Source organism: Falsiruegeria mediterranea M17 (genome assembly GCF_900302455.1).
Classification (GTDB): Bacteria; Pseudomonadota; Alphaproteobacteria; order Rhodobacterales; family Rhodobacteraceae; genus Falsiruegeria; species Falsiruegeria mediterranea.
Map to the genome: position 1 here is coordinate 1 of NZ_ONZG01000003.1, position 26163 is coordinate 26163.

General features: G+C 58.0%; 23 protein-coding genes, 1 tRNA gene, 3 pseudogenes and 1 riboswitch. Of the genes and pseudogenes, 16 read left to right on the forward strand and 11 right to left on the reverse strand.

Annotated features, from left to right (window positions below; all coding sequences use genetic code 11):
- Positions 1 to 140: 140 nt before the first annotated feature.
- Positions 141 to 482 (forward strand): annotated as a pseudogene (locus TRM7615_RS06010) (FCD domain-containing protein); the annotation flags it as partial.
- A gap of 377 nt (positions 483 to 859) precedes the next feature.
- On the opposite strand, the gene TRM7615_RS06020 reads toward TRM7615_RS06010, so the two are convergent.
- The 3 genes and pseudogenes from TRM7615_RS06020 to TRM7615_RS25910 all read right to left on the reverse strand — a co-directional run.
- A complete protein-coding gene (locus TRM7615_RS06020) occupies positions 860 to 1213 on the reverse strand; it encodes a putative quinol monooxygenase (RefSeq protein ID WP_165821379.1) in 354 nt (117 codons plus the stop codon).
- A gap of 102 nt (positions 1214 to 1315) precedes the next feature.
- A complete protein-coding gene (locus tag TRM7615_RS06025) occupies positions 1316 to 1894 on the reverse strand; it encodes an IclR family transcriptional regulator domain-containing protein (protein WP_235824047.1) in 579 nt (192 codons plus the stop codon).
- A 48-nt stretch (positions 1895 to 1942) separates the two neighbouring features.
- Positions 1943 to 2077, reverse strand: a pseudogene (locus tag TRM7615_RS25910) (helix-turn-helix domain-containing protein); the annotation flags it as partial.
- A gap of 70 nt (positions 2078 to 2147) precedes the next feature.
- Here TRM7615_RS25910 and TRM7615_RS06030 point away from each other — a divergent pair.
- The 5 genes from TRM7615_RS06030 (at position 2148) to TRM7615_RS06050 (ending at position 7037) form a co-directional block, all read left to right on the forward strand.
- Positions 2148 to 3503, forward strand: coding sequence for a selenium-binding family protein (locus tag TRM7615_RS06030; RefSeq protein ID WP_108786020.1), 1356 nt, complete (start codon positions 2148 to 2150; stop codon positions 3501 to 3503).
- Positions 3500 to 3865, forward strand: coding sequence for a 2Fe-2S iron-sulfur cluster-binding protein (locus TRM7615_RS06035; protein ID WP_108786021.1), 366 nt, complete (start codon positions 3500 to 3502; stop codon positions 3863 to 3865). The genes TRM7615_RS06030 and TRM7615_RS06035 overlap by 4 nt, the downstream gene beginning before the upstream one ends.
- A gap of 3 nt (positions 3866 to 3868) precedes the next feature.
- A complete protein-coding gene (locus tag TRM7615_RS06040; protein ID WP_108786022.1) occupies positions 3869 to 4333 on the forward strand; it encodes a CoA-binding protein in 465 nt (154 codons plus the stop codon).
- A gap of 445 nt (positions 4334 to 4778) precedes the next feature.
- A complete protein-coding gene (locus TRM7615_RS06045) occupies positions 4779 to 6545 on the forward strand; it encodes a peroxidase family protein (protein ID WP_108786023.1) in 1767 nt (588 codons plus the stop codon).
- A gap of 30 nt (positions 6546 to 6575) precedes the next feature.
- The gene (locus TRM7615_RS06050; protein WP_108786024.1) at positions 6576 to 7037 is read left to right on the forward strand and encodes a hypothetical protein; all 462 of its coding nucleotides are present in this window, start codon (positions 6576 to 6578) and stop codon (positions 7035 to 7037) included.
- Here the strand turns inward: TRM7615_RS06050 and TRM7615_RS06055 are convergent.
- On the reverse strand, positions 7015 to 9495 hold the full coding sequence (locus tag TRM7615_RS06055) for an adenylate/guanylate cyclase domain-containing protein (protein ID WP_165821380.1): 2481 nt from the start codon (positions 9493 to 9495) through the stop codon (positions 7015 to 7017). The genes TRM7615_RS06050 and TRM7615_RS06055 overlap by 23 nt on opposite strands.
- 31 nt (positions 9496 to 9526) lie before the next feature.
- Here TRM7615_RS06055 and TRM7615_RS06060 point away from each other — a divergent pair, with 31 nt between their 5' ends.
- Positions 9527 to 10801 (forward strand): YcaO-like family protein, encoded by a 1275-nt coding sequence (locus TRM7615_RS06060; protein ID WP_165821381.1) that lies wholly within the window; start codon positions 9527 to 9529, stop codon positions 10799 to 10801.
- Positions 10802 to 11162: 361 nt separating this feature from the next.
- On the opposite strand, the pseudogene TRM7615_RS06065 reads toward TRM7615_RS06060, so the two are convergent.
- The 3 genes and pseudogenes from TRM7615_RS06065 to TRM7615_RS06075 all read right to left on the reverse strand — a co-directional run.
- Positions 11163 to 11279, reverse strand: a pseudogene (locus TRM7615_RS06065) (IS3 family transposase); the annotation flags it as partial.
- Between the two features lie 148 nt (positions 11280 to 11427).
- Positions 11428 to 11517 (reverse strand) — tRNA-Ser (locus tag TRM7615_RS06070).
- Between the two features lie 82 nt (positions 11518 to 11599).
- Positions 11600 to 12508, reverse strand: a complete 909-nt coding sequence (locus TRM7615_RS06075; protein ID WP_108786026.1) for a LysR family transcriptional regulator — start codon at positions 12506 to 12508, stop codon at positions 11600 to 11602.
- Between the two features lie 105 nt (positions 12509 to 12613).
- Here TRM7615_RS06075 and TRM7615_RS06080 point away from each other — a divergent pair, with 105 nt between their 5' ends.
- Positions 12614 to 13741, forward strand: coding sequence for an enolase C-terminal domain-like protein (locus tag TRM7615_RS06080; RefSeq protein ID WP_108786027.1), 1128 nt, complete (start codon positions 12614 to 12616; stop codon positions 13739 to 13741).
- An 11-nt stretch (positions 13742 to 13752) separates the two neighbouring features.
- On the opposite strand, the gene TRM7615_RS06085 is transcribed toward TRM7615_RS06080, so the two are convergent.
- Positions 13753 to 14274, reverse strand: coding sequence for a winged helix DNA-binding protein (locus TRM7615_RS06085; RefSeq protein ID WP_108786028.1), 522 nt, complete (start codon positions 14272 to 14274; stop codon positions 13753 to 13755).
- 123 nt (positions 14275 to 14397) lie between these two features.
- On the opposite strand from TRM7615_RS06085, the gene TRM7615_RS06090 reads away from it, so the two are divergent.
- The 8 genes from TRM7615_RS06090 (at position 14398) to TRM7615_RS06125 (ending at position 22030) form a co-directional block, all read left to right on the forward strand.
- Positions 14398 to 15654, forward strand: a complete 1257-nt coding sequence (locus tag TRM7615_RS06090) for an NAD(P)/FAD-dependent oxidoreductase (RefSeq protein WP_108786029.1) — start codon at positions 14398 to 14400, stop codon at positions 15652 to 15654.
- A 36-nt stretch (positions 15655 to 15690) separates the two neighbouring features.
- Positions 15691 to 16668, forward strand: coding sequence for a TRAP transporter substrate-binding protein (locus tag TRM7615_RS06095; protein WP_108786030.1), 978 nt, complete (start codon positions 15691 to 15693; stop codon positions 16666 to 16668).
- Positions 16669 to 16732: 64 nt separating this feature from the next.
- Positions 16733 to 17263: a TRAP transporter small permease gene (locus TRM7615_RS06100; RefSeq protein WP_181893109.1), complete on the forward strand. Its 531-nt coding sequence runs from the start codon at positions 16733 to 16735 to the stop codon at positions 17261 to 17263.
- Positions 17264 to 17267: 4 nt separating this feature from the next.
- Positions 17268 to 18587 carry a TRAP transporter large permease gene (locus TRM7615_RS06105; RefSeq protein WP_085797300.1) on the forward strand — a complete coding sequence of 440 codons (1320 nt, stop codon included), beginning with the start codon at positions 17268 to 17270 and terminating at the stop codon, positions 18585 to 18587.
- 15 nt (positions 18588 to 18602) lie between these two features.
- Entirely contained in the window at positions 18603 to 19526 is a 924-nt protein-coding gene (locus TRM7615_RS06110) for a hypothetical protein (protein ID WP_108786031.1), read from the forward strand.
- A complete protein-coding gene (locus TRM7615_RS06115) occupies positions 19513 to 20262 on the forward strand; it encodes a 5-oxoprolinase subunit B family protein (protein ID WP_108786032.1) in 750 nt (249 codons plus the stop codon). Before TRM7615_RS06110 ends, TRM7615_RS06115 begins: the two co-directional genes overlap by 14 nt.
- Positions 20259 to 21272, forward strand: coding sequence for a 5-oxoprolinase subunit C family protein (locus tag TRM7615_RS06120; RefSeq protein ID WP_108786033.1), 1014 nt, complete (start codon positions 20259 to 20261; stop codon positions 21270 to 21272). Before TRM7615_RS06115 ends, TRM7615_RS06120 begins: the two co-directional genes overlap by 4 nt.
- Positions 21269 to 22030: a LamB/YcsF family protein gene (locus TRM7615_RS06125; RefSeq protein WP_108786034.1), complete on the forward strand. Its 762-nt coding sequence runs from the start codon at positions 21269 to 21271 to the stop codon at positions 22028 to 22030. The genes TRM7615_RS06120 and TRM7615_RS06125 overlap by 4 nt, the downstream gene beginning before the upstream one ends.
- Positions 22031 to 22074: 44 nt before the next feature.
- Here TRM7615_RS06125 and thiC read toward each other — a convergent pair whose 3' ends face one another.
- The 3 genes from thiC to TRM7615_RS06140 form a co-directional block, all read right to left on the reverse strand.
- Positions 22075 to 23874 (reverse strand): phosphomethylpyrimidine synthase ThiC, encoded by a 1800-nt coding sequence (thiC, locus tag TRM7615_RS06130; RefSeq protein WP_108786035.1) that lies wholly within the window; start codon positions 23872 to 23874, stop codon positions 22075 to 22077.
- Positions 23875 to 23987: 113 nt separating this feature from the next.
- Positions 23988 to 24109, reverse strand: a riboswitch (TPP riboswitch).
- 123 nt (positions 24110 to 24232) lie between these two features.
- Positions 24233 to 25630 carry a S8 family serine peptidase gene (locus tag TRM7615_RS06135; RefSeq protein ID WP_108786036.1) on the reverse strand — a complete coding sequence of 466 codons (1398 nt, stop codon included), beginning with the start codon at positions 25628 to 25630 and terminating at the stop codon, positions 24233 to 24235.
- Positions 25631 to 25647: 17 nt separating this feature from the next.
- The gene (locus tag TRM7615_RS06140; RefSeq protein WP_108786037.1) at positions 25648 to 26142 is read right to left on the reverse strand and encodes a hypothetical protein; all 495 of its coding nucleotides are present in this window, start codon (positions 26140 to 26142) and stop codon (positions 25648 to 25650) included.
- Positions 26143 to 26163: the final 21 nt, after the last annotated feature.

Below are 26163 nucleotides of genomic sequence, written 5' to 3' on the forward strand. Positions count from 1 at the left end.
GCTCCGCTATGCGCGACGAAGGACAAACCTAAATACGAAACGGTGGTGTACTTTTGCTCCGGCCAAAACCGAACAAATGGTGCACTATTGTTCCGGCGAATGGTGCAGTTTTAGTCCGGCGTTGACACAATGCAGATGAGGATTGGGAAGACAGGCTTGTTTTACGTCACCACCATATGAAAAAGGCGGGCCAGAAAGAGGCGAGCATTTTTGAAGACGCACACAAGGCCTTTCACATGGCTTTGTTGGATAATGCGAACCTGCCGGTGCTGTTGCGTTACTGCTCGCAGCTTTATGACTTGAACATTCGCTACCGCTACCTGGCAGCCGGCGGGCCGAGCTACAAGAAACGGGACATCGCGGCTGAACATCAGCAGATCCTGGACGCAGCCCTGGACCGCGATGCAGACAGCGCAACCCGGCATTTGATTGATCATTATCGCCGAACAGGTGAATACCTGAGCAGTCAGATGGAGTCCTGACTATGCAACGGAATTGGTTTCCGAGATCTTTTTGAACCAACTGCTGGATCGTCCAAACAACGAGTGCGGAAAGGGTGACAATCGATCTATTTCAAAGTTGTGTGAGGCGTTTTCGTCCGCCGAAGGTGAAGTTTCGGGCTATTTGCTCGCTTCCATGATTCTGGATCGATACCAGACCCTGAATGATCTCGAAAACTAGATTTTTGCTATCTGAACGACCAGCTTGAACTTGATGCGGGCTTCTCGATTGTCGGTATTGGGCCGAAAGCAGTCATTCATTCCAAGCGCAGTGAACGACTGCATCGTGCTCAAAGTTGACTGGCACCACATCTCGTCATTTTCTCAAAGCGGCCAAAATTTCAGGCGTCCGGTCAGTTTCACCATTGCAGCAGGCCCGGTTTTTGGGCCTCGAACCCTTTTGTCGTTGGGAAAAGCGAGCGCATCCGAGCAATAATTTCGATTTCACCATCCAGCATCGTTTGGACGGTGCTCAACCAGTTCTTAAAAGCTTGTGAGTCCCAGTGGCCCTGAACAGCTGCTTCGTCCCGGAACACTTCGTAGAAATAGAACCGATTGGGATTTGCCATGTCCGCCATGATCTGAAACTGGAAAACTTCTGCCTCTTCGCTGACAACACTTTGTGCTTGGAAGATGCTGGCGTTCAAAAAAGACTGCCGGTGCTCAGGTTTGACATTCACTGCGAAGAAACCCCCGCGCATTCCATCGTCCATACTTAGCCTCCTTGGTTGCCCGCAAACACGCCTCATGGCATCAAAACGGTCCGACGCCGCTAGATGGCACGAACCTTCCCCGCTGATTTAGCCAACATTATCCTAGGCGGATTTCATTTTCGCGTCTGCACCATCCCATCCTAGGGCAGATGATAACTCATGCGACATTTCGGTGAGTGCTTGGCCGATCTTAACCCGCATGGGGGGGGTAAAGACCCGAACGGAGGCTGTGGCGCCAATGGACAAGGTCGAACCAATACCTGTTTTGCCCAATGTTGTTGCGACAGAGCTTATACCTCTTTCCAGCTCCTCGACGCATTCGGCGTATCCTTTGGCCCGAATGACATCGAGTTCTTTTGCCAGATCTTCTCCGCTGGTAATGGTGTGCTCGGTGTACCGCTTGAGCTGCCCGTTCAGTTCATCATGAGAAAGCAACTCTGGAGAAAGTGCAGCAATTGCCTTGGCGCAAGAGCACGCGTGCATAGGCCGTTTGCCCACTCCGGGGTGAAGATAAGACACCCCTGTCTTTGGCGTGGCCACGTGAATAATCTCGACCCAGTTGCCGCGCAGTCGAGAAAGAAAAAAAGCAGCCCCGTGCTCTTCGGCCGCCTTGGCGAGGGCCGGAGCAATCACCTCCAGAAGCGCAGGGTCAGAATGATCACTTCGGGTGATACGCTTCAATCTCGCTCCAATAGCAAACTCCCCCCGCGCAGATGACTGCAACAGTCCGGACGAAACGAGATCTTGAACAAGTCTATAGGCAGTTGGCTTGGGAAGATTGGATTGCGCACAAATTTCCGCGACAGTTGCATGCCCTTTTTGGCCTACGACTTCCAATATCAGCGCTAAACGTTCTAGATGCATTTTTCTCACTATACGATAATGGTATTTTCGATATACGATACAGTCATCGTGTTCAAGGGAGGGTGCTACGATGGATGGTGCATGTTGCGGACCGGGCTACGCCAGCCCGCAAGAGGCGATCCAGGCCCCGCGTGAGAAACTTCTTTACACGATTGCGATTTATACAGGCACGGGCATTCAGAAGCCCGACTATCTAGCGACAGTAGATGTGGACCCGGAAAGCCCGACTTATTCTCAAGTGATACACCGACTGGAAATGCCAGGGATTGGGGATGAGCTTCATCATATGGGCTGGAATGCGTGTTCGTCCTGTCACGACGACGGATCCATGTCGCGTAAATACCTGATCCTGCCTGGTGTGCGTTCCAACAAACTACATATCGTTGATACCGCCACCGACCCACGCGCGCCGCGGTTGCACAAGGTTGTCGATGGTGCCGAGATCAAGGCCAAGGCCGATCTGTCAGGGCCGCATACAGTGCATTGTCTGGGTTCGGAGATCATCATTTCCTTCCTTGGAGACGCCAAGGGCGAAGCTCCGGGCGGCTATCTGCATCTCGACAAAGAATTCAACATCGTCGGCCGTTGGGAAAACTCCATGGGTGACATCAAGTTCGGCTATGATTTCTGGTACCAACCGCGCCACAACGTGATGGTGAGTTCCGAATGGGCCGCGCCCAACACCTTTATGCCGGGCTTCGACCTGGAAGAAGTGGGACACCTGAAATACGGGCGCGAACTGCATTTCTGGGATTTCGAAAAACGCGAACCAATCGAAAGCTTTTATCTGGGCGAAGACGGGCTGCTGCCATTGGAGGTCAAGTTTCACCACGACCCCGACAGCACGCACGGGTTCTGCGGGGCCGCGCTGTCGACCAACGTCATTCACTGGTGGAAGGACAGCGACGACGCGTGGAAGTGGGAAAAGATCATCGACGTCGAGAATGAGATGCACCCGGAATGGCCAATCCCGCTACCAGGAGTGATGTCCGCGATCCTGATCTCGATGGACGACAAATATCTCTATCTCAACAATTGGCTACATGGCGACATGCGCCAGTACGACATCAGTGATCCGCATAACCCCAAATTGACCGGCCAGGTGTTCATGGGTGGGCTTTTAGGCAAAGCGCCAATCGTGAATGGGGTTGAGGTCGCCGGTGGGCCGCAGATGTTCCAGCTGTCTCTCGACGGACGCAGACTCTATGTCACTACGTCGCTGTTTTCGACTTGGGACAACCAGTTCTATCCCGAGATCCGAGAAAAAGGCGGTGTGATGGTCATGATTGATTGCGATCCTGAAAACGGCGGCATGAAGATCAACGAAGACTTTATCGTGGACTTTGGGAAAGAGCCAAATGGCCCCTCGCGCTGCCACGAGAGCCGGTATCCGGGCGGTGATTGCACAAGTGACATTTGGCTATGACAACGCATACTGTGACAATCTCCAACAGGGATGGCGCGACATTCGAAGTCGATGCGCGGCGCCCACTTCTGGATACGTTACGCGAACAGGGTGTTGATCTGCCCTTTGGCTGCAAATATGGCGGCTGTATTACCTGTGCCGCGAAATTGAAAACAGGCACGGTGGATCAGCGCCGACAGGTCGCACTCAACAATCGGCAGATCGCCAACGGCTACGTGATCCTTTGCGTGGCGCGGGCGACGTCGGACATCACATTGGATATCGGGGTCGAGAGCCATGACAAGCTCTACCGCAATCCGTTTCTAGACCCTCTCAAACCCCACGAACTCAAGGCAGACATTGCGACGCCGAAGGAAGGTTAACCGATGCCCGAAGCAGATATCGACCATATCTACGATTATGACCCCAATTACCTTGCTGACATCCTGAAGTCGGTCACAACCATTGCAATGGTGGGCGCAAGCGCCGACAAAACAAAATTCAGCTATGGCGTTCTGCGGCAGCTCAGCGAAATTGGCTACGATATTCTGCCGGTGAATCCCAACCCGAACGTCAAGGAGATCAGAGGCCTTAAGGTCTATCATTCACTGGAAGAGATCGACAAACCCGTTGATATGGTGGATGTCTTCCGCCCCAAAGAAGAACTCTATGGCTTTGCCGAGAAGGCCATCGCGATCCGAGCCAAGGTTCTTTGGGGGCAGATCGGCGTCTACGACGACAAAGCAGCACAACTTGCCGAGGATGCCGGCCTCAAAGTTGTGATGAACCGATGTCCGAAGATTGAACTCTTCCGGCCATTTTGGAAGCCCCGCCTCGATCTGAAGATATGACCGATACCAATGGAATGTGGTTTTCTGAGTAGTCAAACAGGCGACGAGCCAAGACCGTTTTCTCCCAGAAGACCCGTCAAAATAATAAAGCTGCCGCGTTGCTGCTCAGGTGGGACGCAATGAAAGGCACTTGGAGTCTTTGTTGCGCACAGTATTTCATCAAGTTCTCATTGGCTTTGATCATCCTGTATCCGTGCTGGCCACTTGCATAAATTGAAACACCCAGGGGTCCTTCAAACCGCAATAATGCGAAGGCACCAACACGAGCATTCTCAGTAACGAACCCGAGGCGCCGACGGGCGACACGGAAACTGCACGATTGACGTAAGGGAAACTAAACCGCATCATATCCAAGAATGCACGGCTATACGTCGGGGGGGCGTTGGTCCTGTTATTGTTTATTCCTATTTATTTCAAACCCTCCTAACCAGAAGGGTATTATTGCATGGTAAACCTCGCATCTCTTCACGGAGCTGGTTATCGTCTTGTGTTGCGGGAGCCACGAGAGAACGGGGACCGCAACCTGGAGGCGGATTTTTTCGGACCGGACGGCATCGCGAATGACGTTGACGCTCCACTGCTGCTTGACTTGGTCGAAACAGGGGCCGGAAATCACCTGCGCATCAACGAAAATGTTGCCGAACAGATCGGCCGCATGATCCTGGAAATGTCACCCCCGGACGAGAGAAACCGGTCGGTAAGAGAAGTGCTGCGTACGTCGCCCGTCCGGACATACGAGCGCGCAATGGCGGCGGCGCCGCCGGTGGATCCGGAAACGTTGGAGCGCCTCGGTCGTCTTGGGGAGGCACTGCTTGTCAGCTACGGATTTGCACCGCCTCCGCCCGTGCCAACACTGATGAAAGACATGCCATCGGCCTATACCTATCTGGGGCAATTCCTGGCGCATGAGATGACCCTCTGGGATCCGGCAGATGCGTCCGGTCCGCCACAGACTGTCGACCTCATCGATAGCGCGATCGATCTTAAGACGATCTTCAAGCGCCCGCTGGGTTTCCCCCGCAACCTTCCAACACATGTTCAAGAGGAAGAGGGTCTGCCGCTCAACCAGACAATTGTGGACTCGGGGCCCGGTTTTCCCGGTAGCGGGCTGGACGATCTGCCTCGCATGGACAGCGGTCGCGCCCTGATACTTGATCCGCGCAACGATCAGAACCTCACGCTGTCGCAGACGCAAGTGGCGATCACGAGGTTCGCGCAGGCCGCAATAAGTATTTTGAAGCCGCTCGTTTTGACCGGCGAAGAGGTCCGCCGGATCGTGCTGAGGCATTTCCAGTCGGTTGTGTTGCAGGACTATCTGGTGCGGCTTGTCGATCCGAAAACCTATGACGATGTGATGGTGAACGGGCGCGTATGGGTGGCGCCGTCGGCCGGGGGCGGGATGCCCGATCCGTTCTATGTCTCGCCGGAGTTTTCCGGCGCGATCTTTCGCTTTGGTCATGCCATGAGGCGGGACAACTACAGCCCCTGGAATACGGTCAACCCGAACAAAACCGTTATGAGTGCGCTGGCGTCAGACCTGCTTGACTTCTCCTTTGACGGAGGAGACCTGACCAATGGGCAATTGTTGCAGACCTGGACAACCGACTGGCGGCACATGTTGGGAACAGAAGGCGTGACATCAATCAAGGCGACCAGTATCGGGACAGCCTGGAAGGATGCGCTTTTCTGCTTGCCCGGCTATCTGTTTCAGCCCAGCGTCCATGACAAACCCTGCAATGGTGCCCAGTCCGGTCGCCTGAACCTCGCCCGGCGGACACTGATCAGCGGCGGCTTGATGGGCCTGCCCAGTGGGCAGGTGCTTGCCGGAGACGTACAAACGGCGTTGGTGAACGCCGGATCGCCCTGCCAGATCCCGATCCTGTCCGCGGCTGAATTGGACATACCGGATAACCCGGCAGCGACGGCAATCATGCAAGAAGGCCCAGTGGGTAGTCGGTTTGTCGATCATACCCCACTTTGGATCTACACCCTGCTCGAAGCGGCAGTAAAGAGCGACGGCGACCGATTGGGCCCGCTTGGTGGCCGCATTGTCGCCGAAACGCTGAGCGCGGCCATCGAGGCCAGCGGCTCGGGCATGATCGTCAATGGTGTGCTGCAGCCCTTCACGCCTGACCCGGCGTTCGGCGGAAAGTCGACAGACAAATTCGTCTACAGTGATTTGGTAAGATTGGCATTTTCCGGCAATCCGTGACGGATTGCCCCCAACCCGAAAGGAATTTCAATGGCTGATATTGTGGTATTCGACCGAAGTAAGATTGGCGACGTCGCGCAACGCCAGTTCGGCATGAAAAAGCTGGGAGAGGTGTTCAACGAGCATTTTATGGATCCGTCCTTGACGCCTGATGAAGTCGTCAACAAGACGATCCAATATATCATCAACAATTGCGATGATTGCGACGTTACATACAAGGGCGACGCCAATGTGATGTCCATCGAGAACGAAAATGCCGGAATCTATCAGTATCAGGCTGGCCCCCCGGCGAAAAAGGTCAAGCTGAATGGCGTGAAAGACAATGACCAAGCGGCCCTTGAGCAGATGAACATCGCCATCTCGGAAGGGAACAACGATTTGCTGGAGCCGAACAACTACTTGTCGACCGTGATTACCGATCTCGGCGCGACTGACAGCGAGGATCGCCGGAAGTACCTGCTGGGTACAATTACCTATCGCCGCTGTCGCTGACCTCTGGCGTGGGTTGCACTTGCATCGCTTGACGCAGGCACTCCGAGACGGCGCGACGGTCTTTTTCTGCGCGGATCGGATAGGCCGAGGTGAACCATTCATGCACGCTCTCCGGTTCGGGCGGGCGCGGGCCAGCCCAGACCGGGGCCAGTTCCACCATTAGCTGGCGAAATGCCTCCTGCGCCGCGGAGGTCTTGCCTTGGCGGGCCAGTGCCGCAGCAAGCCAGCCCTGATTGTCGACGATCTGGTCGCCCGATCGCCGCGCTGCTTCGACCGCCGCCGCATCCTGGCCCCCAAGGAAGTGGATGGCCGCCGCATAGCACCATTGGTGCGGGCGCAACATCGGCGCAAGTGCGATCGCTTCGTCCAGTACATGTGCCGCCCGCCGATGATCGCCCAGGAAAGCATATCCCATCGCGGCGGAAATCGTGGTGGTCGGGCTGTAAGGGTTCAGCGACACTGCCAGATCGAGATGCACCGCCGCCTCGTCAAAGCCGCCTGTCAGGGCAGCGGACCAGGCCAGCGCAAGGTGATTGCGGGCATCCATCGGATCGAGTTCCACAGCAAGAGACGCATTGACCCGCGCCGCCTTGGCGTCTTCGGCCGAGAACGGGCTGCCAGGGAACAAGATATGGCGCACATTGTGTATGCTTGCCAGGCTGGCATGAGCCGGGGCGAAATCCGGGCTTCGCGAGATGATCTCGCTAAAGATATCCTTGGCCTCCGCGTCCGCCTCTGGTGTCCAGCGCAGCAACAGCGACTCGCCGCGCAACCACCCGTCGTAATCCGCGGTATTCGTCGGCGCTGCACTCAGGCTTTGGGCCAGCCGGTCTGCAGAGATATAGACCTCCAACGCTGCGGCGATCCGTCCAACGACCTGGCTTTGGACGCGGCGCCAATCAGGGGCAGAGATGGCGTAGGACGCGCTCCACGCGATCCGGCGGGTCTGGGGATCCACCAGCTGTAGACCGAGATTTGCGCCGTTTCCTACGGTGTCGCACTGTCCGGACAACAAGTAGTTTGCGCCGCCAAAACTGTCATCAGCCAGATCAAGAACTGCCCATGTCCGAAACCGGGACAGGTTGGCCAGCAGGTCGGACCGAAACTTCTCGGCGATTGGTTGTGTCATATCCCCATCATGGGCGATGACACCAACGGCAACCTGCGGCAATTGGGGTGCCTCCGCCGTCTTTTGGCGGTCCGGCTCGGTTGGAGAAGAGCCGCGAAGCGCTGCGGCAAGGGTGCTGAGGTCGGCGCCGGGCACGAGTTGGTAAATCTCATCAAGATGTGCCGACAAACGGCTGAATTCGCGCAGCGCAGCTTCTTTCCGGCCGGTCTCAGCAAAATGGCGCATCAGCGCATGCGATGCCGGCTCATGTCCCGGTTCGAATTGCAAGAGAGCCTCTGCCGCCGCGCGAAGCGCGGGTTGCGCATCCTCGTGCCGTATAAGACAGGCCTCCAATCCCGCAATCAATCGATCACGCCAGAATGCACGTTGAACCCTCAGCCATGTCAGAAAGAGAGGGCTGATCCCGTCCAGTCCCGCGACGAGCCCTTCGATCAACCGATCCGGGCGGCGCAATGCCGGTTCCACGACGCCAGAGATCAGCGACTTTTCGATTTGGTGAAGATCCACCGCGACCAAGCTGGTATTGAGGCGCAGCATGACACCATCAGCCAGGATGATCTCGGGCGCGTTTTGGCCGAAATACGAATTGGCCAGTTTTCGCGTCCGCGCAAGCGCTTCGTGGGCCTTTTTCGGCTCCTTCTGCGGCCATAGCATTGCGGCAATACGGCTGGCCTGGACCGGGCCATCGGGATCAAGCGCAAGTGCTCCGATCAACGCCAAAGCATGTGGCGAACGAATTGACAGCACCTCGCCACCCGGCCTCTTCATCCGCACACCGCCGAGGATGTCGATACGTAGCCTTTCTTCCGGTCTGTCCTGATCCGCCCCTTCAACCAGACGGTAGACGCTTTGATCGTCGCCTATGTTCTTAAGAAGTGGCCGTCCGATCGACTCCAGCTTGTACCCCGAAGCATTTCTCAACAAGGCCGTGACAGGTTGCGATACGGTGATACCCCCCGGTTCAGCGAGGGTCTGCAGGCGGGCGGCGATGTTTACGGCATGCCCGAAAACATCGTCCCCCTCCATCCGGACTTCGCCCAGGTGAAGACCAATACGAAACAGGGATGGTGGTGTTTTCTCTTGCCGGTGGACCTGGCGATGCAACAGGCGGGCGCAATCCACAGCATTGCCTACACTCGGAAAGAGGGAGATCCAGCCATCTCCGGTTGTCTTGACCAGAGTCCCGCCAAACCGCATAGTCGCCCGGCGCGCGCGGGCAAAATTCCGCTCCAGAAAGGCAATCGTGGACACTTCGTCACGCGCCATGTGCCGACTATAAGCCACCAGATCGGCGCACATGATGACAAGAAGTTGTGGGTTGTTCTGCATGCAGCAACCTTGGAACGGACCAGATGCATCCATGATAGACGAACCAGTGCAGAACTGCGAGGATGTCCGCCCAGATCAATGGCGACTTGGTCCTTATGAAGCGTTCTTTGACGTGGTTTCCATGCCGAGCGCAACACCGGTTCATATCTGTGCAGCATTGCCGAATGCGCGCGCACTTCAACGCTGGCCAAGTTTCCCGTCGGCTGCGATGCCTGCTTCCGGGCGGGCCGCCAATGGCTGCGGCCTGACAGAAGCGACCAGTCGGCGCAGTGCCATCGGCGAGGCTGTGGAGTTGCTTAAGAGCTGTGTCTGGGGCGACGAACTTTTGATCCGCGCGGCGGCGAAGGACATTCAGGCTCAGGCTATCCCGCCGGAGGAGCTGTTGGGTTTTTCGTCGGCTCAGATCAAAGCTCGCGATCAGGAAAACCAGCGTTTCGCCGGTCAGGATTGGATCACCAAGGCCAGTGCGGATGACACGCCTCTGGAGTGGATCGAGGCGGAGGACGCGAAAACGGGCAATCGGCTTCTTGTGCCGGCCGATGTCGTGTTGATCGGGCGGCGCGAAGCAGGGGACACGGCAGCCGTTGCAGTGGCTGACAGCAATGGGTGTGCCTGCGGCTCATCTGAGGAAGCGGCCAAACATGCGGCGCTGCTGGAGCTGATCGAACGGGATGCCGTGGGGCGTTGGTGGTATGCTCAAAGGCGACGCCCATGCCTTGACCCCGGCATCCTTGGCGCATCATCTGAATTACGCGACCATCTTGAGGCGCGATCACGTCTCTTTCGAATGTTCCACATCACCTCCGACCTCGAAGTACCTGTCGTCGCGGCAGCATCATACGAGCCGGACGGGGCGGTTGTCGCGCTTGGGTTTGCGGCCAAGCCCAGTTTGCCGGAAGCGGCTCTGGCGGCCACCATAGAGATGCTGGCGACCGAAACCTCTCTTCCGCCTTGGCGTGATGTTGATGACGATGTAGCGGCTAAGATCTGGGTCGATCAGGTCAACGCCTTTGAGCTGCCAGCCTTTTCGAACAAAGCACCAGAAGGGCCATCTTTCCAGACAGATCAGGCATCCTGGACACTTGATGACTGCGTCGCAGCGCTGCTGTCAAAGAACTGCCGACTGCTCTTCGTCGATCTATCGCGCGGCGATAATCTTGCGCCGGTTTTCAGGGCCCTGTCGCCAGAGCTCTGCCACATTCGACCGCGGCTCGGCAAAGCGCGGCTGTATGCCCCTGATGCACGCGATCTCGGGCCGCCGCAGGTGCCGGTCGGCGGCGATATTTCTTGGCCGATCCTGTATTGATGCGAAGATGGGCCTTGGTGCACAAGTTGGTTTGGGGATCCACTGCGTGAATCCAGAATGATAGCTGGGAGGCATGAGCAACTAGGTGCACACATAGTACAAGGCCACGAGCTGATCGGCTTACAATGAAGCGTTGAAGCGACTGGGGTCGCTGATGATCTGGTTTGAGCGATGGCCTGTACCGCGCGCGCCGCCATGCTCCTTGTCTCTCAGCGCGAAAGCGGCTGCCAGCCTACGGAACAGTAGTTAGGATCTTCGGAAAACTGACATTTTCGTCGATGGTATTCAAGCGTTGCAGGATGCCCACTTTGAATGTGGTGCCCCAAGTTTCCGAGACACCCGCCTGCTTCGGTTTGCGCTGTTTGTTCTCATAGTCACCGGGCGACAGCATGCTGTTGTTCGTGTGTTTGCGTTTCGGGTTGTAGAAGAGCTCGATGTAGTCGAACACGTCCCGTCTGGCATTGTCGCGCGTCGGGTATCTTATCATAGAGGTAAGCCAGCCTCGGTGGAGCCGAGCGCATCTGGTGACAGATGTGGTCAGCGCGTGTAGTCACTGCGTGTGTTTCGGCTTTTCCAATCTCACCTAACTCATTGAATTGTGAGGGAATAGCTTTGCCATGAGATTATGGCGGAGACGAAGGGATTCGAACCCTCGAAACCATTCCTGGTTTACTCCCTTAGCAGGGGAGCGCCTTCGACCACTCGGCCACGTCTCCGCTGACCCGTTTATGGTTTTCCGAAACGAAGGACAAGAGCGAAATTGAACGTTTCGCCAACTCGGCTGTCATCAAGTGACGTTCACTTGCGAACGGGGTGCACGGCCATCTGTTCCATTTGCTCCGACACCTGGTCCATGAACTGCCGCCCGATGGCGGAAATCGGGCGGTCGCGGGCAGTTACGATGACGATGTCCAGCAAGATGCGCGGTTCAAACCGGCGCAGGACATAGCCCTGGCCGTCGTCACTGGACAGCGTGAAAGGGTCGATCAGGGTGGCGCCGAACCCGTGTTTCACCAAGTTCAGGGCATTGCGGAACAGATCGGTGTGGCAGGTGATCCGCCATTTCGCATTGTGGGACTGGAACGCCTCGCGGACGCGGCGATTTACCATGTGCTCGGAGCCGATGACGATGAAAGGATAGTCGTCCATGATCTTGGGAGTCAGCACGTCATGCTTTGCCAGAGGGCTGTCTTCGGGCACGGCGCAGAGCGTTTCAAAGTAGTAATTGCGGGCTTCAAGCCCGTCGTGGCGCAGGGGCAGTTCGCAGATCCCAATCTCGAACAGACCAGCCATCACCCATTCTTGGACACGGGTCGAAAACTGTGATTGGAACGAGATGGTCAGGTTGGGGCGGGTTTCGGCAAATTTGCGGAACTGCGACGGCATGAAGCCAAACGCCAACGAATGGTTGGTGGCGATCTGCAGTTGCCCGGCCTGCTGGTTTTGCAGGTCGATCACCGCCTGGTTCACGTGATCCAAACCGCGCACCAACGTGTCGATTTCATCAAACAACAAGGCGGCCTCAGGTGTTGGGACCAGGCGACCCCGGTTGCGTTCAAACAGCTTTAGCCGCGTAGCCCGTTCGAGTTGGTTCAACAGGTTCGAAATGCCGGGCTGCGAGATGCCCAATTGGGCAGCCGCCCCGGTGACGGTGCCGGTCTCGATGACAGCGTGAAAGGCCTGATACTGACGAAATGAAGCGTTCATACGGGAACTATATCATTCTGACTTATGGGTTGGGTAGAAAATAGTATTGGAAATGATGCCTCCGCTTGCCCAAAATTCACGGGCGCGCAAAAGGATGGGGGCTGCATGTCGGATTTGTCGCAAACCATTACGGGGTTTGATGTTTGGCATTTGGCCGTGCCGGTTGTTTCGGCACGTGACCATGGGATCGGTCGGGTCGAGGGATCGTGTGAGATCGTTGTGTTGCGCCTGACCTCGGAAAGTGGTGATCAGGGATTTGGCGAGGCCTCGCCGTGGTCGGTGTTCACAGGCACGCCCGAGGCGACATTTGCAGCGCTTGATCGTTATTTGCGCCCTTTGGTGGTTGGTCAAAAGGTGAGCGATCAGCCGGCAATCATGGCCAAGGCGCAGCGCGCGGTGGCCCATTGCACCGAGGCAAAGGCGGCGCTGGAATCTGCCCTTTTGGACCTTGCGGGGCAAGTCACGGGCCTGCCAGTGTGGGCCTTTCTGGGCGGCAAATGCCGCGACTCCATTCCGCTTAGCTGTTCCATCGCAAATCCGGACTTCGACGCAGATATCGCCCTGATGGAGCGTCTGCGGGCGGATGGCGTTGGCCTCATCAAACTCAAAACCGGGTTCAAGGATCACGCGTTTGACGTGATGCGCCTAGAACGGATCGCTCAGGATTTCCCTGAATTTGGCGTGCGCGTCGATTATAACCAGGGTCTCGAAGTCGAAGAGGCGATCCCGCGGGTTCTGGATGTGGCGCAGTTTCAGCCCGATTTTATCGAACAACCTGTGCGTTTTCACCACTACGATATGATGGCCCAACTGCGTGGGATGACCGATGTGCCCCTATTGGCGGATGAGAGCGTGTTTGGGCCCGAGGACATGGTCCGTGCTGCCCGCGAAGGGATCTGTGATGGCGTCTCGATCAAGATCATGAAGTCGGGCGGCCTCGTTCGGGGTCAGTCGGTCGCCCGGATCGCGGCGGCCAATGGGCTGATGGCTTATGGCGGTGATATGTTTGAGGCTGGTTTGGCACATCTGGCGGGCACCCACATGATTGCGGCTACGCCCGAGATCACGCTGGGGTGCGAATTCTATCAGGCCAGCTATTTCCTGACCGAGGATATCCTGGAAACGCCTTTCCAAGTGGAAAACGGTCAGGTGATCGTGCCGGATACTCCGGGTCTGGGCGCTCGACCTGATCTGGACAAGATAAAGCGATTTGCCGTCAGGGCGTCATCATGAGGCGCAGAGCTTCAGAACGCCGTCGCGGCGCGTGCAGCTTGGTCGTATTGGCCGGACATCAGACGCATCAGCGCGGACAGGCGGCTGAGTTGCTCGGGTTCAAACCCAAGTTCATTCATGGCGCTAAGCAACAGGTTTTCGCGTATCTCGCGGTAGCGGTCGCATACGGCATTGCCCTGATCCGTCGCCTCGACCGTCTTTTCCTTGCCCAGGCGCCCGTCACTGACAAGCCCGGACTTCTTGAGCTTTTTGACCGCATAATTGACGTTGTGCGTGTCTTCGACATTCAGCACCAGGCAAATGTCGGCCAGCTTTTTGGGGCGCCCGCGATGGCGCACCGTGTGCAGGACCAGAACGTCCAGCGCCGACAGCTCGGGATGTCCGGCCGCGGCCATGGCGCGTTCGGTCCAACGCGAAAAGGCGTTGTTGGCGATGATCAGGCCAAATTCGAATTCGGAAACTTCGGGAAAGCTCCCTTCGGCCAGGTGGGCCGAGGAAACAACGGGGCCAAGGGTGTCAGAGGTTTTGGTCATGGGTAGAGAATGGCAAACGATGACAATTTGTCAACAATTTGTTGACGTATCGAAAAAAGGTGACATGCTTACGGCATTGGAATCACCAGACCTAGGTCAATTCACAGCCGGAGGAGGGGTGTGATGCAGGACAGCAAAACCGTTGTTGTGATCGGGGCGGGCATCGTTGGTGTCTCCACCGCGATCTGGCTGCAACGGGAAGGGCACAAGGTGGTCATCATCGACCGCAAGGGGCCGGCCGAGGGGACGTCTTATGGCAACGGCGGTATCCTGGCGTCGTGCTCGATTGTGCCGGTGACGGGGCCGGGCCTGTTGGTCAAGGCACCCAAAATGCTGTTCAGCCCCAACCAGCCGCTGTTCTTGAAGTGGAGCTATTTGCCCAAACTTCTTCCGTGGCTGACCAAATACATGAGCCATGCCAACGCCGATGACACCCGGCGGATCGCCGAGGCTTTGACGCCCATTGTAGGTGACAGCCTGCAGGATCATTTGGCGTTGGCCGAAGGGACGGGGGCCGAGCATTGGATCGTGCCGACCGACTATATCTTTGCCTACAATGACCGTGAACACTATGGCACGGACGCGTTTGGCTGGGGCCTGCGCAAAACGAACGGGTTCCAGTGGGACGAACTCGAAGGGCAGGCGTTCCGCAATTTTGACGACGTTTACTCTCCTGATCTAGGCTTTGCCGCGCGGCTGAAAGACCACGGACGCATTCGCGATCCGGGGCAGTATATCAAGGACCTGGCGGATCACTTCGTGTCTCAGGGTGGCAAGCTGATCATCGCAGATGTCGACGACATTGCGCGTGAGAATGGTCAAGTTACTGGCGTCCGTGCCGGTGGTGAGACTATCCCATGCGATACGGCCGTCGTGGCATTGGGGGCTTGGTCCGGGGCACTAACGAAAAAACTGGGGATCGACGTTCCGCTTGAGGCCGAGCGCGGCTATCATCTGGAATTCTGGGAACCCACCGTGATGCCCAAGACACCTGTCATGGTCGCGGCGTATAAATTCGTGGCCACCCCGATGGAGGGACGCTTGCGTTTGGCCGGCACCGTTGAGTTCGGCGGGCTGGAGGCTGGCCCGTCCGAGGCGCCGCTGGATCTGCTGCGTCGCAATGCCAGCAAAGTGTTTCCGGGGCTGCGGGCGTCGCATGTGACCGAATGGTTGGGCCATCGTCCCGCACCGGCGGATTCGATCCCGGTGATTGGCGAGCTGCCGCACCTAAAAGGGGCCTACACTGGTTTCGGGCACCACCATATCGGCCTGACCGGCGGGCCCAAGACGGGCCGTATCCTGGCGCAACTCATCTCGGGCAAAGCGCCCAACATTGATCTGAGCATCTATTCACCGGCCCGCTATACGAAGGCCGGATAGAACCAAAAAAAGACAGTCCAACCAAGGGAGAAGATAATGAAAACCTTTACCAACCTGATGGCTGCTACAGCGCTGACCGCGGCCAGTGCACTGCCGGCTGTGGCGGAAACCTGGGACATGCCGATGGCCTATTCGGCGTCGAACTTCCACTCGGCGACCGGTGCGGAGTTTGCCCAATGCGTGACCACCGGCACTGGTGGCGAAATTGAAATCGTGACCCACCCGTCGGGTTCATTGTTCAAAGGCGCCGATATCAAGCGCGCGATCCAGACTGGTCAGGCCCCGATTGGCGAGCGACTGCTGTCGGGTCACCAGAACGAAAACGCGCTTTTCGGCTTTGACTCGATCCCGTTCCTGGCCACCTCGTTTGATGACAGTGCGAAGTTGTGGAAAGCGGCCAAGCCGTCGATCGAAAAGCTGCTGGCCGAGCAGAACCTGACACTGCTCTATGCTGTTCCGTGGCCGCCGCAGGGGCTGTACTTCAAGAACGAGGTGAACTCGGTTGCCGAAATGAAAGGTATCAAGTTCCGCAGCTACAACAACGCCACCTCGCGTCTGGCAGAACTGACAGGCATGCTGCCTGTGACCATCGAAGCGGCTGAAATCAGCCAGGCCTTTGCCACTGGTGTGGCGGAATCCATGGTCTCGTCGGGTTCAACCGGTTACGACCGCAAAGTTTGGGAAAGCCTGGGCTTCTTCTACGAAGTGGATGCCTGGCTGCCGCGCAACTATGTGATGGTAAACTCCGAAGTGTGGGCTGAAACCGCCGACGCGCACAAGAATGTCATCAAAGGCTGTGCCGAGTTGGCGGAGTATGCGGGCAACTGGCGCGCCAAGGAATACACCGGTTTCACGCTGCAAGGCCTGCGTGACGGTGGCATGAGCGTTGGTCCGGCGTCTGAACAGATGACCGGCGAGCTGAAGGAAATCGGCGTTACCATGACCAACGAGTGGCTCGAAGCCGCCGGTGACGAGGGCAAAGCCATCGTCGATGCCTTCAAGGCGTCACAGTAACGAACGAAACACCGGGCGGCGCGTCACGTGCCGCCCGAATTCCATCCGACGGGAGGGTGACATCATGGGCGTTCTGCGCGGCCTTAGGGCAGTTCTAGATTACATATACAGACTTGCAGAGATACTCGCGGCGCTCTGCATGATCGCCATCCTGGTTCTGATCCTGCTGCAAATGCTGGCCCGCTGGTCGTCCGAGGTATTCCCCGGTGCGCCGGAATACGCGGCTTATTTCATGGCGGCGGCCTCGTTTCTGGGATTTGCAGCGGCGCTTAATCGCGGCTCGCATATCCGGGTGTCGCTGCTGCTCAATGCGGTTGGACCGGGGATGAAACGTTATGTAGATATCTGGTGCTTTGCCGTCTCCGCTGCTGTGGTCTGGTATTTCTGCTGGCATGCGCGCCAGTTCGTGTTCTGGTCGTGGAAGTTCAATGATGTCAGCCAAGCGCAGGACAAGACCGCGCTGTGGATTCCGCAATCGGTCATGGTGATCGGGGGGGTGATCCTGGCCATCGCGCTGACCGATCACCTGCTGCACCTGATCTTCAAGGGTGAGCACCGCATCCAACACGACAACGTCGAAACGCAGGAGGTCTGAGACAATGGATTATGTCGTACTTGTCGTGATCTTCCTCGCCGTTCTGTTCCTGCTCTTGGGAAGCGGCGTTTGGGTCGGTATCGCCATGATGGGCGTAAGCTGGGTGGCGCTGGAGCTGTTTTCCAACTCGCGCACCATCGGACAGGACATGGTCAGCCAGATCTGGTCGGCCTCGAAATCCTGGGAACTTGCAGCCTTGCCGATGTTCATCTGGATGGGCGAGATCTTATTCCGAACGCGCTTGTCCGAGGACATGTTCAAAGGCCTGTCGCCGTGGATGGCAAAACTGCCGGGTGGTTTGGTGCATGCCAACATCGTCGGCTGTACCGTCTTTGCGGCCGTGTCCGGATCATCCGCCGCGACCCTGACCACCGTGGGCAAGATGTCGATCCCGGAGTTGCGCAAACGTAACTACCCCGAGACGATGACGATCGGCACCTTGGCCGGTGCGGCGACACTTGGCCTGATGATCCCGCCGTCGCTAACCCTGATCGTCTACGGCGTGACCATTGATGGTGTCTCGATCATCAAACTGTTCTTTGCTGGCGTTCTGCCAGGTCTGGTTCTGGCTTCGATGTTCATGATCTATGTGGCGGTCTATTCCAAACTCTCCAAGAGCTGGAACCCGTCGCAAGAAGACGGGATGTCCTTTATGGACAAACTCAAGAACTCACGCTTTCTGATCCCGGTGATCCTGCTGGTTCTGACCGTGATCGGCTCGATGTACCTGGGCTTTGCCACCCCGACCGAGGCTGCGGCCATTGGTGTGGTCGGCGCATGGGTCCTGGCTTTGATCCAAGGGTCGCTGAACTGGCAGACGTTCCGCGACAGCACCATCGGCGCGGTGCGAACTTCGGCCATGATCGCACTGATCCTTGCGGGGTCTGCCTTCCTGAAATTCGCGATGGCCAAGACCGGCCTGCCCAAGGAGTTGGCCGAGCTTATCGCCGGGTGGGAGTTCACCAAGTTCTGGCTGCTGATGGTCCTTTTGGTGTTCTACATCATCCTGGGCTGTTTCCTGGACGGGATTTCGACCGTGGTTCTGACCATGGCCGTGTTGGAACCTGTGGTGCGCGAAGCGGGCATCGACCTGATCTGGTTCGGTATCTTCATCGTGGTTGTGGTTGAGATGGCGCAGATCACGCCGCCCATCGGGTTCAACCTGTTTGTGATGCAAGGGATGACGCAGCATGAGATGGGATTCATTGCCCGTGCGGCGTTCCCGATGTTCATGATCATGGTGTTGATGGTCTTTGTTCTCATCGCCTTCCCCGACCTTGCGACCTGGTTGCCCGACAATCTACGATCCGGGCCAGGCGGCTAAGGCAGAGGACGTGACATGTTCGGCAATGGGCTGGCGTTCATCGCACGGCATGGAAAGTTTGGCCTGATCATCGGATTGATGGCGGGGTTGGCATTGCCCGACCTGGCCATCATCCTCAGGCCCTGGATCCCGGAAATGGTGGCCCTGCTGCTCTTTCTGACGGCGTTCCGGATCGGCCCGCGCGAGGCTATGGGAAATCTGGGTGACCTACGCACCACGGCTGTCACGGCGTTGTGCCTGCAACTGGGGCTGCCGCTGTTGTTCTTGTTCGGGCTATGGGTTTTCGGGGCGCAGTTCACCCCGCTGGCTATGGCCATCGTCCTGATGTTGGCCGCGCCGTCGGTAACAGGTTCGGCAAATTTCTCGATCCTGCTGGGGCATGATCCGGCGCCTGCGTTGCGGCTCTTGATCCTGGGCACGGCGATTTTGCCGCTGACCTGCGTTCCGGTGATGTATCTGTTGCCCGAACTTGGCGGATTGCAGGCGACTCTGCTGGCGGCAGGGCGGTTGTTGGTGGTGATCCTGATCGCGGCGGTGTTGGGGTTTGCTTTACGACACTTCGGGTTCCCGAAGCTGTCGGAGGAGCGTCGCAGCGCCGTAGACGGGCTGACTGTGATTGCCCTGGCCATCATCGTGATTGCACTGATGTCCGCGATCCGCCCGGCCTTTGCCCGAGATCCGGCAGAGCTAGCGTTCTGGCTGGTGGCGGCCTTTGCCATCAACTTTGGCGCGCAGATCGTAACCTATGCGTTGTTGAAGGCCAAAGGACGCACGGACGCCGTTCCGATTTCAATCGTTTCGGGCAACCGGAACTTTGCTCTTTTCTTTGTGGCGCTTTCGCCCGAGATAACCGAACCGTTGTTGATTTTCCTGGGGTGTTACCAGTTTCCCATGTACCTGACCCCAACCCTGTTGCGGAGGCTCTATGACCCACGCTGACCAATTCCCCATGGTGCGCAATGTCGGGCTGGACGGGATGCTTGTGACTTTTGCGGACACGATGACCGAAACATCGAACCGTGCTGCTTTGGCTTTTCGGGGGATGATGGAGGCCGAACGGCCATCGGGTGTCATTGAGACTTCGACCTCTCTGGCATCTGCCTATGTGCGGTTTGATCCGGGACAGTTGAGCCACGTTGAGTGTGAAGGTTGGTTGAACCGGTTGTTGGCAGATCGTGACTGGTACGCGGCGCGCCTGCCAAAGGGGCGCAAGTTCTGGCGTGTTCCCACGGTTTATGGAACAGACCTTGCGCCGCAACTCGAAGATGCGGCTGCGGCCGCGGGCCTGTCGGCCTCGGACGCGGTCGAAAGGCTCGCATCGTCCCGTGTCCGGGTGCTCACCATCGGGTTTGCGCCGGGTCAGCCATACCTTGGGCCGCTGGAGCCTGCGTTTGACATCCCGCGCCTCAAAGAGCTGAACCCCATGGTGCCAGAGGGTGCATTGGTGCTGGCGATCTCGCAGTTTGTGCTGTTTTCGGGGCCTACGCCTACGGGTTGGCGGCATGTGGGGCAGACGGCCTTTCGGTGTTTTCAGCCGGAGCGTACGCCGACGTTTGCACTGAACCCCGGGGACGAGATGCAGTTTGTGTCGATCACGCCTGATGAGTTGGACGAGATCCGCACCCGCAATGAAGATGGCTATGGTGGTGCGCAGATCGAGGAGATCGAGGCATGAGTTTGCATGTTCTTCGCATCGGTCCCGCGTGTACGATCCAGGATCAAGGGCGCTTTGGGTATACCGAACAGGGATTGTCGCGGGCGGGTGCTGCCGATCTGATGGCCTTGCACGAGGGCGCGGCGTTGCTGGGCCAATCGCCGCAGCTTGCCGCGTTGGAGATGGCTGGGATGGGGGGCGAGTTCGAAGCGTCCCAGGACATGCGCATCGCCCTGACTGGGGCGCCGATGGCGTGCAGCATTGATGGAACGCCTGCGGTCTGGAATGCCTCGCATCAGCTGCTCAAGGGGCAGCACCTGAGCCTTGGGGCCGTGTCGCGGGGCAGCTATGGCTACTTGCATGTGGGTGGCGGGATTGCCTCTGACCCGTTCCTTGGATCGCGTGCCGTGCATCTGACAGCCAAGGTGGGGCAAGTGGCGGCAGCGGGCGATGCGCTGCCTGTTGGGCAAGACGATGGGGACGCTGGGCAAAAGATCGCCGTGTCCGACCGGTTTCAGGGCGGCACTCTACATGTTGTGCGCAGTTTCCAGAGCGACCTGTTTGACGACGCGACCCGGGCCCGGTTCGAGCAGACAGAGTTCACACGCGGTCCCCGGGCCAACCGCATGGGAATGCAGCTGGACAGTGCGGGCGAGGGCTTTGCCGCCAAGGGGCAGCTCAATATCCTGTCCGAGGTTATCACGCCAGGCGATATCCAGATGACGGGCACCGGCAACCCTTTCATCCTGCTAAACGAATGTCAGACGACCGGAGGATACCCCCGGATTGCAACCGTGTTGCCGTGTGACTTGCCCCGCGCGGCGCAGACACCGGCAGGGGGGGCGATCCGGTTCAAGTTTGTGACGCTAGAAGAGGCGGCAGATCTGCAAGCGGCTTTCGTGCGCGATCTGGGGCGTTTGCCCAGCAAGACCGAGGCATTGGTACGCAACCCGCATGACATTTCGGACTTGCTGTCCTACCAACTCATCAGTGGTGTGGTCTCGGCCACCGAAAAAGGAGACCCCCAATGACCCAAGTCGATCTGAACGCGGATATGGGCGAGAGCTTTGGCCCCTGGAAGATGGGCGATGATGAGAACCTGTTGCAGGTGATCACCTCGGCCAACATTGCTTGTGGGTTTCACGCGGGGGACCCGGATGTGATGGCCAAGACCATGACAATCGCGGCTGAAAACGATGTCGGTATCGGGGCGCATCCCGGCTTTCCCGACCTGCAAGGGTTTGGTCGCCGCAACATGAAGGTGCCTCATGCCTCTCTGCGCAATCTGGTGCGCTATCAGCTGGGGGCGGCGATTGGCATGGCGCAGGCCGTGGGCACCAAGGTGCGGCATCTGAAATTGCATGGAGCGCTGGCCAACATGTGCTCGGTTGATCTGGACATGGCGCGGGCCTGTTATCAGGGCGCGTTGGACGTGGATCCGGACATCATCGTGATGGTGCTGGCCGTGACCAAGCAGGAAGAGGCCGTGCGGGAACTGGGCTGCAAATGGGTTGGCGAGATATTTGCCGACCGGGCTTATAATGATGACGGCACGCTCGTGGATCGGTCGCTGCCGGGGGCCGTTATCCATGATGCGAACGTGGCAGGGCCGCGTATCCTGGAAATGGTCAAGGAAGGCGCGATCATCACCGAGAGCGGCAAGCGGCTGGAGACCTCGATCGACACCATCTGCCTGCATGGCGATGGGGCGACAGCGTTGCAGATCGCTCGGTCGGTTAAACGCTGCCTGACCGAAGGCGGGGTCGAGGTGACCAAGTTCGTGCGCTGAACGCTGGAAAATGGGGGCCGTTGAACTCACGGCCCCCGCACTCGTTACTCGGCCGGTTCTTTGGCTGGCATGTAGAGATCACCGCCTTCACGGAACTTGGCGGCCATGGCCTCCATCCCTTCTTTTTGCGCCTCGGCCCGGATGTCGTGCGATATCCGCATTGAGCAAAATTTAGGCCCGCACATGGAACAGAAATGTGCGACCTTGTGGGCCTGTTTCGGCAAGGTCTGATCGTGGAATTCGCGCGCGGTTTCCGGGTCGAGTGACAGGTTGAACTGATCTTCCCACCGGAATTCGAACCGAGCCCGCGACAGGGCATCATCGCGGCGTTGCGCCCCCGGCAGACCCTTGGCCAGATCGGCGGCATGGGCGGCGATCTTGTAGGTGATCACCCCTGTTTTGACGTCGTCACGATCCGGTAGGCCGAGGTGCTCCTTGGGCGTCACATAGCAGAGCATCGCACAGCCGAACCAGCCGATCATCGCGGCCCCGATGCCGGATGTGATGTGGTCATAGCCCGGTGCAATGTCCGTGGTGAGCGGCCCAAGCGTATAGAACGGAGCCTCGTGGCAGCACTCCAGTTGTTTGTCCATGTTCTCTTTGATCTTGTGCATGGCAACGTGGCCTGGCCCTTCGATCATGACCTGACAATCCTTGGCCCAGGCGATTTTTGTCAGCTCACCCAGGGTCTCCAACTCGGCAAACTGCGCCTCGTCGTTGGCATCCGCGATGGAACCGGGGCGCAGACCGTCGCCCAAACTGAACGACACGTCATAAGCGCGGCAGATTTCACAGATTTCCTCGAAATGCTCATACAGGAAGCTTTCCTTGTGGTGATGCAGACACCACTTGGCCATGATCGAGCCGCCGCGCGAGACGATGCCCGTCACGCGATTCACGGTCATCGGCACCATGTGAAGGCGCACACCTGCGTGAATGGTGAAGTAGTCGACGCCCTGTTCGGCCTGTTCGATCAGCGTGTCGCGGAACACCTCCCACGTCAGGTCCTCGGCGATGCCGTTCACCTTTTCCAGCGCCTGGTACATGGGGACGGTGCCGATGGGTACGGGGCTGTTGCGGATGATCCATTCGCGGGTGTTGTGGATGTTGCGACCAGTGGACAGGTCCATGACCGTGTCCGCACCCCAGCGGATCGACCAGACCATTTTGTCGACCTCTTCCTCCATGCTGGAGGTAACAGCCGAGGTGCCCATGTTGGCGTTGATCTTGACCAGGAAATTGCGCCCGATGATCATTGGCTCGGCTTCCGGGTGGTTGATGTTGGCAGGAATGATGGCGCGGCCTGCGGCAACCTCGTCCCTTACAAACTCGGGCGTGACGTAGCCGGGGATGTTGGCGCCCCAGTCGTTGCCATCACGTTCTTCAACTACCGCTTCGCGCAATTGGTTCTCGCGGATGGCGATGAACTCCATCTCGGGCGTGACGATGCCCGCGCGGGCATAAGCCAGCTGCGTGACGGCCTTGCCGTCTTTGGCCCGCAGCGGGCGCGGTTTGACGGGAAACTCGGGCGTCAGCCGGTCACCTTCGACAAAGCCGTTGTCCGCGGCGGTGATTTCGCGCCCCTCATAGTCTTCGACATCGCCACGCGCCTCGATCCAGGCGCGGCGGAGAGGGGCAAGTCCCTGCTTGATGTCGATCTGCACATCCGGATCGGTGTAGGGGCCCGAGCTGTCGTAAACGGGGAGAGGGGGCTCTCCGGCGGTTGGGTGAACCGAGATTTCGCGCATCGGCACCCGGATGTCGGGGTGCTGCGTGCCGGATACATAGATCTTGCGCGCGGCAGGCAGGCCACCTGTGGTGATCTTTGGATTGGGGACGTTCATTTCAGTGCTCCTCAAGCGTTTAACTCAAAAAGACACAGATGACGTGGGCTTGGATGCAAAAGAGGGTGTACGGCCCTCTCGTGTCAGGCAAGGCGACGGGTCATGATCCCTGCGTTTGCGATGCCCTAGCTTCCTCCGCCAGTATCAACTGGGTCAGGTTCAAAGGGTCGCGTCGCCGTGCATGGTGCACCGTCAGCCTCTCAGTCCCCTAGGTGGGACCCCCCTGCGTGCGCTTTGGGTAGCCGATATGCACGGCAAAGGCCACGCTCCAGTTTGAACAAGCGGTTAGGGCCAATTCGAAATCAGGGTAAGCATGGCCGCGGCGATGACCCGCGGCCAAGTCCAAGTAGGTAGGTGGTCAGGAGGTTCCGACCGCAAAGCCACATGCACGCAGCGCGTCCACGAGTCCGGCACCTGTGGCCAGATCGTGCCCCGGCGCTGCGGTGTCTCCGGTCGCCGTGGTGCCGTCGGTCACATCCACTGACCGCGCATTCAACACTTGGCGGATTTGCGCTGGGCTCAAACCTTTGGAGATTTGTTTGAGCAGCGCCACCAAACCTGCGGTCTGCGGGCAGGCCGCTGACGTGCCCGAGAATATTCCCCACCCGCTCTGGCTGCGACCCGACGGGAAGTTTTCGCCATCCAGCTCAGAGTCCGGCGGTACGGGCAACATGATGTGCGCGCTTTGCGGCGACATTTCCGAGCGTCCGACGAGACCGCAGAAATCGGGAATGTTCTGTCCCGGATACAGCAGGCTGCGAAATGAGCTCGCGTAGTTGGACGCCTCGATACTGCCGTCTTCGTTCAACGTCACGCCGCCGACCGAGATCACGTCGGGGTGGCTGGCAGGAAAGGCACGATGGCCGTTTCCTGCAGAAAACAGAACCGCGATGTTGCGTTGGATGGCGTCGTTGATCACGGCTTCGACATCCATGACCTCAAAGAACATGTTCGGATCGTTGAGACGCAGTTCATCCTTGGTCATGCGATCGATGTTGTAGCCCCAGGAATTGGTCATCACGTCGGGATTCTGGTCGATGCAGGTTTCAAGAGTCCCTGCCGCGCTGGACCCATGCTTGACCCCGAACACGGTGCAATCTGGTGCAACGGCAAAAATATTGCCCGCCTCACCTGTGCCATGGCCGGAGTTGTCTAGATCAGCAGGGCCAGACCCGGGGGAGGCCGTCGGGATCAGTTTTAGCCCGGACCGGACGTAATAGGGATGGAGCATGAAACCCGTGTCGGCCATGGCAACACGCACGCCCTTTCCGGTCCAGCCGTTCATATGACATCGGGCCGCATTCAAGGCCAGGCGCACATCGGCCAACCGCAGATGGTAGATATTCTCGATTGGCGGAAACGGCAGGGGGGCAAAGAATTCAACCGGACGCGGGACATAGGCGAAAGCGATGGAATCCTGCAGCGCCTCGGGCACGCTAAGTGCCGCAGCGGGGCGGTTGAACGTTTCGTTCAAAGACACAGAGCGGTCGTCACTGGCACGGGTTGGGTGCTGCTCCATGGCGACGTCCCCGAACACGTCCGCCATTTCCTGTTCGTCCAATTGGACGTCCAAACGTTTGAGTGGGCTTGCTTCTTGTGGAATTGCCCGATCATCGAAGGCTTTGATGGCCTTGTTCATGGATCGGCGCTCTGGGGCGACCGAACCACTCAACCGCTCTTGGGGCATGGATACATAGTCTGAAAACGTCACACGCTGAGAGCTGCGCGGAACCAGTCGTACAGTTGTCTTTGTCATTTCAAAATCTCCTTTGGTCAGAAAAAATCAGGTTTCCTTGGAATGTAGGCAGAGACCGGAAAATTCGGTTCTGCCAGTTTCAAATCAGGCCCCTCTACAACAGAGTGACCGTGGCCTTCGTCAGCGATGGTTATTCCCAAAGCCGCTTCCAGTTTTGCCCGTGGTCCACGAACCTCGATCGAGCGATCGGTGCTGGCTTCCACATCAAGATCGAACTCTTGCAAACGAGTTCGAACAGCTTCGATTGTTTGGCGGTTCGGTTTCTCAGTGATCAGCCGAACAGTCAGAACAGTTGTATGATTCCCAGAGGCGGGCATCGTGTCTCCTGCTGCAAACAACCAAATTTGGGCGCTTGCCAAAATTGCAAGCAATGGGCGCGTCAAGGTAAGAACCTGCATCCAGACTATCATGAAACGGGTGCAAAACAAACCGATGCGGTTCAACCGTGAATGCGGACAATTCCTTTCAATCGCCACCTTCACCAAAAAGAAAAAGACCATGGTTTGATCCATGGCCTTTTTACTTACGAGGTA

Excerpts from the sequence above, each read along its gene's own strand:
- TRM7615_RS06020 (WP_165821379.1), bottom strand. The coding sequence starts at position 1,213 with ATGGACGATGGAATGCGCGGGGGTTTCTTCGCAGTGAATGTCAAACCT.
- TRM7615_RS06030 (WP_108786020.1), top strand. The coding sequence starts at position 2,148 with ATGGATGGTGCATGTTGCGGACCGGGCTACGCCAGCCCGCAAGAGGCG.
- TRM7615_RS06035 (WP_108786021.1), top strand. The coding sequence starts at position 3,500 with ATGACAACGCATACTGTGACAATCTCCAACAGGGATGGCGCGACATTC.
- TRM7615_RS06040 (WP_108786022.1), top strand. The coding sequence starts at position 3,869 with ATGCCCGAAGCAGATATCGACCATATCTACGATTATGACCCCAATTAC.
- TRM7615_RS06045 (WP_108786023.1), top strand. The coding sequence starts at position 4,779 with ATGGTAAACCTCGCATCTCTTCACGGAGCTGGTTATCGTCTTGTGTTG.
- TRM7615_RS06050 (WP_108786024.1), top strand. The coding sequence starts at position 6,576 with ATGGCTGATATTGTGGTATTCGACCGAAGTAAGATTGGCGACGTCGCG.
- TRM7615_RS06055 (WP_165821380.1), bottom strand. The coding sequence starts at position 9,495 with ATGCAGAACAACCCACAACTTCTTGTCATCATGTGCGCCGATCTGGTG.
- TRM7615_RS06060 (WP_165821381.1), top strand. The coding sequence starts at position 9,527 with ATGATAGACGAACCAGTGCAGAACTGCGAGGATGTCCGCCCAGATCAA.
- TRM7615_RS06075 (WP_108786026.1), bottom strand. The coding sequence starts at position 12,508 with ATGAACGCTTCATTTCGTCAGTATCAGGCCTTTCACGCTGTCATCGAG.
- TRM7615_RS06080 (WP_108786027.1), top strand. The coding sequence starts at position 12,614 with ATGTCGGATTTGTCGCAAACCATTACGGGGTTTGATGTTTGGCATTTG.
- TRM7615_RS06085 (WP_108786028.1), bottom strand. The coding sequence starts at position 14,274 with ATGACCAAAACCTCTGACACCCTTGGCCCCGTTGTTTCCTCGGCCCAC.
- TRM7615_RS06090 (WP_108786029.1), top strand. The coding sequence starts at position 14,398 with ATGCAGGACAGCAAAACCGTTGTTGTGATCGGGGCGGGCATCGTTGGT.
- TRM7615_RS06095 (WP_108786030.1), top strand. The coding sequence starts at position 15,691 with ATGAAAACCTTTACCAACCTGATGGCTGCTACAGCGCTGACCGCGGCC.
- TRM7615_RS06100 (WP_181893109.1), top strand. The coding sequence starts at position 16,733 with ATGGGCGTTCTGCGCGGCCTTAGGGCAGTTCTAGATTACATATACAGA.
- TRM7615_RS06105 (WP_085797300.1), top strand. The coding sequence starts at position 17,268 with ATGGATTATGTCGTACTTGTCGTGATCTTCCTCGCCGTTCTGTTCCTG.
- TRM7615_RS06110 (WP_108786031.1), top strand. The coding sequence starts at position 18,603 with ATGTTCGGCAATGGGCTGGCGTTCATCGCACGGCATGGAAAGTTTGGC.
- TRM7615_RS06115 (WP_108786032.1), top strand. The coding sequence starts at position 19,513 with ATGACCCACGCTGACCAATTCCCCATGGTGCGCAATGTCGGGCTGGAC.
- TRM7615_RS06120 (WP_108786033.1), top strand. The coding sequence starts at position 20,259 with ATGAGTTTGCATGTTCTTCGCATCGGTCCCGCGTGTACGATCCAGGAT.
- TRM7615_RS06125 (WP_108786034.1), top strand. The coding sequence starts at position 21,269 with ATGACCCAAGTCGATCTGAACGCGGATATGGGCGAGAGCTTTGGCCCC.
- thiC (WP_108786035.1), bottom strand. The coding sequence starts at position 23,874 with ATGAACGTCCCCAATCCAAAGATCACCACAGGTGGCCTGCCTGCCGCG.
- TRM7615_RS06135 (WP_108786036.1), bottom strand. The coding sequence starts at position 25,630 with ATGACAAAGACAACTGTACGACTGGTTCCGCGCAGCTCTCAGCGTGTG.
- TRM7615_RS06140 (WP_108786037.1), bottom strand. The coding sequence starts at position 26,142 with ATGGATCAAACCATGGTCTTTTTCTTTTTGGTGAAGGTGGCGATTGAA.